This is a genomic window from Streptomyces sp. NPDC059142 (assembly GCF_042755665.1).
In the GTDB taxonomy this organism is placed as follows: Bacteria; Actinomycetota; Actinomycetes; order Streptomycetales; family Streptomycetaceae; genus Streptomyces.
On the sequence record NZ_JBHZDA010000159.1, the window covers coordinates 1 to 8708 of the forward strand.

Consider the following 8708-nt stretch of genomic DNA (forward strand, 5'->3'; position numbering starts at 1 on the left):
CCCCCCCCCCCCACCCCCCCCCCGCGGGCGGCGGCGCGCGCCGCCGCGCCCCCGCGGGGCGCCCCCCGCGCGCCCCCCCCCCGCCGGCCCCCGCGCCCGCCGATCCACCGGAAGCCCCGCCCGCGGCCCCGCCCGCCGCCGCCGCGGCGCCCGCGCCGGCCGCTCCCGCGGCTCCGCCCGCCACGACCCCGGCCGCCTTGAGCGAGTACCCCGTGGCGAACCAGCCGATCACCGCGACCGGCAGCACCGCCGCCGGGATCACCGCGTTGACCTGCGCCAGCTCACCCGCCGCGAGACGGCACTTCGCGCACTCCTCCAGGTGCTTGCGCAGCCCGCGTTCGGCGCGCATGCGCAGTCCGCCCCGGGCATACGCGCCGAGCCGGTCGGCGTACCGCGCGCAGTCGCCCTCCGCCGTCAGCGCCGAGCTGACATGCGCCTGGAGATACGCCTGCTTGAGGCCCTCGCGCGCCCGACTGGCCAGGACGGCCGTGGCGTTGGCGGTCAGCCCGAAGAGCGGCGCGATCTGGCTGGGCGACTCCTCCTCGACCGTGGTGTGCCACAGGACGGCCTGCCACCGCTCCGGCAGACTGCGGAACGCCTGCATGGCCATGGACTGCTCGGCCTCGTGCATCGCCAGGACGTCCGCGCCCAGATCGAGGGTGTCCTCCGCCGAGACCTCGGAGGTGCGGGTGGCCTGCGCCGCGAACACCGCGAAGTCGTCGACCAGTTGTTCGCGCTTCGCGGACTTCGTCCAGGACGCGGCGACCCGCCGTACGGTCGTCAGCAGATAGGCGCGCACCGCCTGCTCGGGCCCGGCGCCGCCCCGTACCGCCTGGAGCGTACGGGCGAACACCTCGGCCGTCAGATCGTCCGCGGTGTACGCGTCGCGGCAGCAGGTACGGGCGTACCGGCGCACCGGCTCCGAGTGGCGGCGGAACAGCTCCTCGTACGCGCTGTCGTCGCCCTCCCGCATCCGCTGGATCAGATCGGCGTCCGAGGGCGGCAGCTCACCCCGCCCCGGCGCCGCCGGCCTCCCGGAGGCAGCCGCCCCGGAACCCGGCGCCCCGTGGACCGGCGCCCCGTCGGCGCGCTCGCGCTGGGTGGGCACGCTCCCGTCCGGCTCGCCGGACCGGCCCTGGACGCCCGGCCCTGCCGAGCCGCTCGCGGGATGCGGTACGCCCGGACCGGGAAACCCCGAGGGCCCCGAAGGACCGGGTCCCACGGGCCCGCCTTGACCGGGAACACCCGCCGCGCCTGGACCACCCGCCGCGCCTGGACCACCCGCCGCGCCCGGACCACCCGCACCACCGGGTCCGGCGGAAGGCTCCTTGGGCCCGCCCTGGCTCGGCACCTGGCGAGTAGACGCCATATCGTCGGATCCCGCGCCGTCACCGGCACCACCGGCGGTACGGTCGGCACCGTCGGCGGCACTGCCGTCCAGCGGCTCGTCCCGTCCGTCACCGCTCATCGCGTGAAGCCTCCGTACGCACCCCGTACGCACCGCTCCACCGCTTCTGACCCAAACACCGGGCCAGCGTGCCACAGCGCGCCACGCCGGACCCAGGGCTCGGCGCCCCGCACCACTCGTCCGAGGGGCTTTCCCCGATGACTGCTTTAACCTTCACCCGTTCGGGGAAAGATCAACGCCCTTAAACGACAAGCCAGTTCGAAAGGGGCCGGTACGCCGAAGCGCACCGGCCCCCGCCGCGCGAGCAGCACGCGGCCACGGCACCGCGTCACACGGGCCGGGACCGCAGACCCTCCAGCAGGATGTCCAGCAACCGCGCCGAAGCCGCCGCCTGCTGCACCGCGTCCGGCAGCGTGGGCGCCGCCGTCGCGATCACCAACAGAACGTCCGCCACGGTCACATCGCCGCGCAGCTCACCCGCCGTCCGTGCCCGCTCGACCAACTGCCCCACGACATCGAGCAGTTCGACGACGCCCGGGTCGTCCAGATCACCGGCTCCGCCGGAGGCCGCCGACGCCGGGACCGAGGAGAGCCGCGAACCCACGACCCGCAGATCGGGCTGGCCCGCCTGCCGCTGCTGCGGCACCCGCGCCTCGTCCGACACCCCGCCCCGCCCGGCCACCGCGCCGACCGTGCCGTCCGTGCCGTCTGCGGCTGTTCCCACCCGCAGCACCTGCGGAGGCAGCAGCCGCCCCGCGCCCGACGCCACCGATGTGCGCAGGAAGCGGGAGAGCGCCGACCACGGCTCGTCCTCCTGACCCAGCGCGGTACGCGCCTGATCGGTCAGCCGGGACGTCTCCTCCTCGGCTATTCGCCTGACCAGCACGTCCTTGCTCGGGAACCGCCGGTAGACCGTACCGACCCCGACCCGGGCGCGCCGCGCCACGTCCTCCATCGGAGCCCCGTACCCCAGCTCGCCGAACACCTCACGAGCCGCGCGCAGTACGTGCTCCAGATTGCGCTGTGCGTCCACACGGAGGGGCGCGGCGCGACCTGCGCCACCGACCCCCACCGCTCCCAGTCGTCCCTCTTCGGCCACGCGTCCGTCACCCTCCGTGACGACGGCAGCCTGCCAATGAGAATTCTGAATGTGCATAAGCGTTCCCCCGGTAATGATGTCTCCCCCCGGAGACTCCCCGCCTGGCTGCCGGGTTCCCGGTCGGTCACCGGCCGGACACCCCGACGAGGTACGAACATAGTTGAGCCCGGGGCAATTCAGAAGAGGGTAGTTCCGCACGGAGCGCCCCCCGATCGGCGCAAGGACCGGAACATGCCTGATTCGCCCCCCGCGCCTCACCGGCCCCGCCCCCGCTGACCTGCGCGCCTCCGTCCGTCACCGCGTCGCCGCCCGCCCGCGGCCGGCCGGACCCGCCGATGTTCTCCGGTCATACAATGCGTCGCGCCTGTGGACAAACAACGAAGCCGGGTGCGTCATGGGAAGGTGACGGCTGAGATCTCCCGGGGAACGACCCCCGCACCCGCGTCCGAGGCACCGCCGCCCGAGGCACGTCCGCCCAAGGTCCGCGTGCTGGTGATCGGTGGCGGCTACGTCGGCATGTACACCGCCCTGCGCCTCCAGCGGAAGCTGAAACAGCGGCTCAAGAGCGGTGAGGCCGAGATCGTCGTGGTCTCGCCCGACCCGTACATGACCTACCAGCCGTTCCTCCCCGAGGCCGCCGCCGGCAACATCTCGCCCCGCCATGTCGTGGTCCCGCTCCGCCGCGTGCTCGACCAGTGCTCGATCCTCATCGGCCAGGCCACCGCCATCGACCACGCCAAGCGCACCGCGACCCTGCGCACCCTCGCCGGCGAGGAGGAGCACACCGGCACCGTCGACCTCACCTACGACGAACTCGTCCTCGCGCCCGGCTCCATCTCCCGCACCCTCCCCGTCCCCGGACTCGCCGAGCACGGCATCGGGTTCAAGACGGTCGAGGAGTCCATCGGCCTGCGCAACCACGTCATCGAACAGATGGACATCGCCTCCTCCACCCGCGACCCCGCCATCCGCGACGCCGCCCTCACCTTCGTCTTCGTGGGCGGCGGCTACGCGGGCGTCGAGGCGCTCGCCGAGCTGGAGGACATGGCCCGCTACGCCTCGCGGTACTACCACAACATCAAGGCCGACGACATGAAGTGGATCCTCGTCGAGGCCACCGGCCGGATCCTCCCCGAGGTCGGCGACGTGATGGGCAAGTACGCCGTACGGGAGCTGCGCGCCCGCAACATCGACGTACGGCTCGACACCCGCCTGGACTCCTGCGAGGACCGCGTCGCCGTCCTCAGCGACGGCGCCCGCTTCCCCACCCGTACCGTCGTGTGGACCGCCGGCGTCAAGCCGCACCCCGTCCTCGCCAACACCGACCTGCCGCTCGACGGACGCGGCCGGCTCCGCTGCACCGCGCAACTCGCCGTCGACGGCACCGAACACGCCTGGGCGGCCGGGGACGCCGCCGCCGTACCCGATCTGACCTCGGACGAACCGGGGAAGGAGTGCGCGCCCAACGCGCAGCACGCCGTACGGCAGGCCCGAGTCCTCGCGGAGAACATCCTCGCTTCCCTGCGCGGCGCACCTCTCCAGGACTACCGTCACGCCTACGCGGGATCGGTCGCGTCGCTCGGCCTCCACAAGGGCGTGGCGCACGTCTACGGCCGGAAGCTCAAGGGCTATCCGGCCTGGCTGATGCACCGCGTGTACCACCTCAGCCGCGTTCCCACCTTCAACAGGAAGGCCCGCGTCCTCGCGGAATGGACCCTGTCCGGGCTCTTCAAACGGGAGATCGTCTCCCTCGGCTCGCTGGAACACCCGCGCGCCGAATTCGAACTCGCCGCGGGCGGCGGACGATCCCACGGCGGCGAACGAAACCGGGGCGCCGGCCGTTCCTCAGGAACCGACCGTTCCGAAGGAACCGGAGGAGGCGACCGTCCGGAGGGCACCGAAGGCCCACGGGGACCCGGGAAGGCGTGAGGCCGGAGACCCCGGCGGACCGCGGAGGACCCCGGCGACCCCGGAGATCCCGGCCGCCCTCGTCACCGTGCGTACCTGTCAGTGCGGTCGGTCACACTGGACGTGTGACCATAGGTGGACTCACATCTGCACAGAGTGATCCGGCCCGACCGCCCCGCCCGGCCATGACCCACAGCACGACAACGACACCATGAGGCCAGAGAATCCGTGAACTTCACGCGTTGGAGCGCCCGGCTCCCCGGTACACAGCGCCGCGCCGCCGCGCGGACGGACCGCGGTTCCGTGCCGGCGGCCCGCGGTGAGTACGAACAGAAGCCCGAGCCCGCGGCCGACCCCGCTCCGCTCCCGTCCGTCCCCTCCCTCGAAGACCTGTCCGTACGGGAGATCCTCGGCGAACTGCCCGCCCTGGTCGCCCTGGTGTACGGCCCCGACCACCGCGTGGCCTACGTGAACAGCGCGTACGCGGCGACGTTCGGCCCGCGTCCCCCGGGCGCCACGGCGGCCGAGAGCTGCCCCGAGCTGGCGGAGCTGGGCCTGCTCCCGCTCCTCGACCAGGTCCGGCGCAGCGGCACGCCCCGCACCGTCAAGTCCCGCAAGGCACAGAGCCACCGCGCGGGCGCCGACCGCACCGAACGTACGGAACGCTCCGAACGTACAGAACGCTCCGACCGTACGGAGCGGTCCGACCGTACGGAGGGCTCCTACACGGTCACCTGCACCCCCGTCACCTGCCAGGGCACCGCGGGCATCCTCGTCCACGCCGCCGACGTCACCGACCACGCCGAGGCGGCCGAGCGGCTGCGCACCAGCGAGCAGCGCCACCGCCGTACGGTCGTCACCCTCCAGCGCTCGCTGCTCCCGCAGGAGCTGGAGCAACCGGACGACCTGCGCGTCGCCGCCACGTACCGGCCCGGCGGCGAGGACGCGGCGGTCGGCGGCGACTGGTACGACGTGATCACCCTCGGCGCCGGCCGTACCGCCCTGGTCATCGGCGACGTGATGGGCCGCGGCGTGCGCGCCGCCGCCGTCATGGGGCAGTTGCGTACGGCCGTACGCGCCTACGCCCGGCTCGACCTGCCGCCGCACGAGGTGCTCCAGCTCCTCGACGGGCTCGCCGCCGAGATCGACGCCAGCCAGATCGCCACCTGCGTCTACGCCGTCCACGACCCCAACGAGGGCCGCCTCGTCTACGCCTCCGCCGGCCATCTGCCCATCCTGGTCCGCGCCGCGGACGGCTCCGTCCAGCGCGCCGAGGACCCGACGGGCCCGCCGCTCGGCACCGGCGGCTGGCTCCACACCTCCGGCTCTATCGCCCTCCCGCCCGGCTCCACCGCCGTCCTCTACACGGACGGCCTGGTCGAACGGCGCGGTGAGGACATCGACGAGGGCGTCGCCTCCCTGGAGCGCGCCCTGTCCGGCGCCCAGGGCTCACCCCAGGTCGTCTGCGACCGGCTGATCCGCTCCCTGGGCGTGACCGACGACCACGACGACGACGTCGCGGTGCTCGTCCTCCAGCACCCCGCCAGAACGGGCGCCGACGCCGAGCTGTTCCACAACGCGGCGCTCGACCTGCTCGGCGGCATCGAGGCCGCCCCGCGCGCCCGTGCCTTCGCGACGGGCGTGCTCTCCTCCTGGCGCTTCCCGGTGGAGCTGCGCGATCTGGGGGTGCTCGCCACCAGCGAACTGGTCGCGAACTCCCTTCAGCACGGCACCCCGCCCATGCGCCTCAGACTCCGCCGCACGGACCGCCGGCTGATCATCGAGGTGACGGACGGGGACGACCACCTGCCCCGGCGGCGCCGCGCCGAACTGGCGGACGAGGCGGGCCGCGGCATCTCCATCATCGCGACGATCGCGTCGTCCTGGGGCTCACGCCGTACCCCCGGAGGCGGCAAGGCCGTCTGGTGCGAGTTCGCCCTGCCGCACTGACCCCGCACCCATCTCGCGCGGCGGGGCCGCCGCGACGGGCGCCCCCTGCGCCACGACCCGCGAGCCCGCCGCGAGCGACGGCTGGTCCTGTACGGGGGTGAGCTGCCGCCCCAGCCGCAGGGCCAGCATGGTGATACCGAGCGAGAACAGCACGAACGTCACGATGTACGGACCGTGCAGCGCGGCGCCCATCGGCCCGCCCACCGCCGGACCCACCGCCAGCGCGACCTGCTTGACCAGCGCGAACGCCGAGTTGTACTGACCGACGGACTCGGCGGGCGCGAGATCGGCGACCAGCGGGGCGACCGTCGGCGACAGCATCGCCTCACCCAGCCCGAAGAGCGCGTACGTCGAGACGAACGCCGCCGTCGCCACCGTCTGACCACCGTGCCCGAGCCCCGCGTACCCGGCGACGATCCACGCGAACGCCCAGATCAGCCCGACCGCGGCGATCACCCGGCTGCGCCTGCGCCGCTCCACGAGCCGCAGGACCACGAACTGCGCGACCACGATCACCGCCGTGTTGGCGGCCAGCGCGATCCCCAGCGTCGACGGGTCGATCCCGGCCGCCTCGGTGCCGTAGGCCGCCAGCCCCGACTCGAACTGTCCGTAACAGGCGAAGAAGAGCACGAACCCCAGCAGGCACAGGTGCACCATGGCCCGGTGGCTCAGCAGGGCGCGCATCCCGCGTGCGGGTGCGCCGGGCAGCCTGGGCAGGGCGGCGGGGCGGGGCAGCCGTACGGTGCCGGCGATCGCCGCCAGGACGAGGAACATCACGGCTTCGACGGAGAAGAGCAGGGTGAAGCTGCCGGGCCGGCTCTCGTCGACGAGCTGCCCGCCGATCAGCCCGCCGACGCCCAGCCCGAGATTGGCCAGGAAGAACTGGGTGGCGAAGGCCCGCGTACGGGTCGAGGGCGAGGAGGACCAGACGATCATCGTGGCCAGCGCGGGCTGCATGACGGCGGTCCCTGCGCCGAGCAGCCCGGCGGCGGCCACGGCGGCCGGCACGCTGGCGGAGAGCCCCATGGCGAGCGCCCCGACGGCGGCGGCCAGAGCGCCGCCCACCAGCACGGGCAGCGGCCCGCGCCGGTCGATCACCCGCCCGATGAAGGGCAGCACCACCAGCGCGGCCAGCGCGAAGACCGCCAGCACGGCACCGGCCGTACTCGCGCCCAGGTCCCGCACCTGAGCCACGTACACATAGAGATACGGAACCGTGAATCCGAGTCCGAACGCGCTCAGCGCGTTCCCCGTCTGGATCCGGCGCATCGCCGAAGACGCGCCCATCGCCCTGGTCACACTCACCTACCTCAAGAGATCAAGGAGTCGGAGGGCTGAGGACTCAACCCTGAAGACTTCAAAGCTAAACTTAGAAGCTAAACAGTACACAGCGAAGGACTTCAACGCCAACACAGGCCGTGGCATACTGCCCCGATGTCCGACACCCCCGAGAAACCCGGCCCGCCGGATCTCCAGGAGCCGAGCCTCGAAGAGCAGATCACCGCCTACCAGCGGGAGTTCCGCGATCTCGACCCTCAGGTGGAGCAGATCGTCTCGGCACTCGGCCGGCTGAACCGCCGTATGAACGTCGCGTACGGCAGACAGGTCGCCGACCTGGGCATCAGCAACGCCGAATGGGAAGTCCTCAAGACCCTGGTGGTCGCGGGAGCCCCCTACCGCCTGGGCCCCGGCGAACTCGCGAAGCGCCTGGGCCTCACCCCGGCCGCGATGACGCACCGCATCGACCGCATGGCGGGCGAGGGCCTGGTGACCCGCGACCGCGACGAGACCAACCGGGTCCGCGTGATCGTGGAGCTGACCGACGAGGGCCGTGCGAAGTGGCTCGCGGCGATGCGGATGGCCTCGGACTTCGAGGAGGAGCTGCTCCAGGACCTCACGGGCGACGAACGCGGGGTGCTCGGAGAGATGCTGATCCGCCTCCTCCGCCGCGTGGAACACGCCCAGCCGGACGCCGGCGGACGCCTGACCGATCTGGACTGACGGAGCGTCGGCGGAGGGCCGACGGATGGCCGGCGAAGGGCGCGACAGCGGTTTGACACGCCCCCGGTCCGTCCGTAAGGTTCTTCGAGTTGTCACGGGGCCGGTACGGTTCCACGACAGCCACTCCGCCGCAGTAGCGGCACCCAAAACACAGCATGATCCCCTGGCCGGGACGAATTTCGGCATGCCGAAATTCATTTCGAAGACTCGATTATGAGTCGCCTGCGGAATCCGCTAAGGTTTGGGACGTCGGAACGGCCGCAGGGCCGGGAGGACAAGCCCGCTGACTGGGAATCAGGCCCGAAAGGATCTGATAGAGTCGGACTCGCCGGAAAGGGAAAG

General features: G+C 72.6%; 6 protein-coding genes. 3 read left to right on the forward strand and 3 right to left on the reverse strand.

Annotated features, from left to right (window positions below; translation table 11 throughout):
* Positions 1-1468: sigma-70 family RNA polymerase sigma factor (locus tag ACFXPK_RS31560; RefSeq protein ID WP_385080560.1), on the reverse strand; the 1468-nt coding region annotated here is incomplete at its 3' end.
* Positions 1469-1736: 268 nt separating this feature from the next.
* Positions 1737-2564, reverse strand: a complete 828-nt coding sequence (locus ACFXPK_RS31565) for a TetR/AcrR family transcriptional regulator (protein ID WP_385080562.1) — start codon at positions 2562-2564, stop codon at positions 1737-1739.
* 459 nt (positions 2565-3023) lie between these two features.
* Here ACFXPK_RS31565 and ACFXPK_RS31570 point away from each other — a divergent pair, with 459 nt between their 5' ends.
* Entirely contained in the window at positions 3024-4436 is a 1413-nt protein-coding gene (locus ACFXPK_RS31570) for an NAD(P)/FAD-dependent oxidoreductase (RefSeq protein WP_385080567.1), read from the forward strand.
* Between the two features lie 207 nt (positions 4437-4643).
* Complete coding sequence (locus tag ACFXPK_RS31575; RefSeq protein WP_385080564.1) at positions 4644-6365, forward strand: SpoIIE family protein phosphatase; 1722 nt, start codon at positions 4644-4646, stop codon at positions 6363-6365.
* Here the strand turns inward: ACFXPK_RS31575 and ACFXPK_RS31580 are convergent.
* Positions 6306-7652 carry an MFS transporter gene (locus tag ACFXPK_RS31580; protein WP_385080569.1) on the reverse strand — a complete coding sequence of 449 codons (1347 nt, stop codon included), beginning with the start codon at positions 7650-7652 and terminating at the stop codon, positions 6306-6308. The genes ACFXPK_RS31575 and ACFXPK_RS31580 overlap by 60 nt on opposite strands.
* Before the next feature lie 147 nt (positions 7653-7799).
* On the opposite strand from ACFXPK_RS31580, the gene ACFXPK_RS31585 reads away from it, so the two are divergent.
* Positions 7800-8366, forward strand: a complete 567-nt coding sequence (locus tag ACFXPK_RS31585; protein WP_385080566.1) for a MarR family winged helix-turn-helix transcriptional regulator — start codon at positions 7800-7802, stop codon at positions 8364-8366.
* Positions 8367-8708 lie beyond the last annotated feature (342 nt).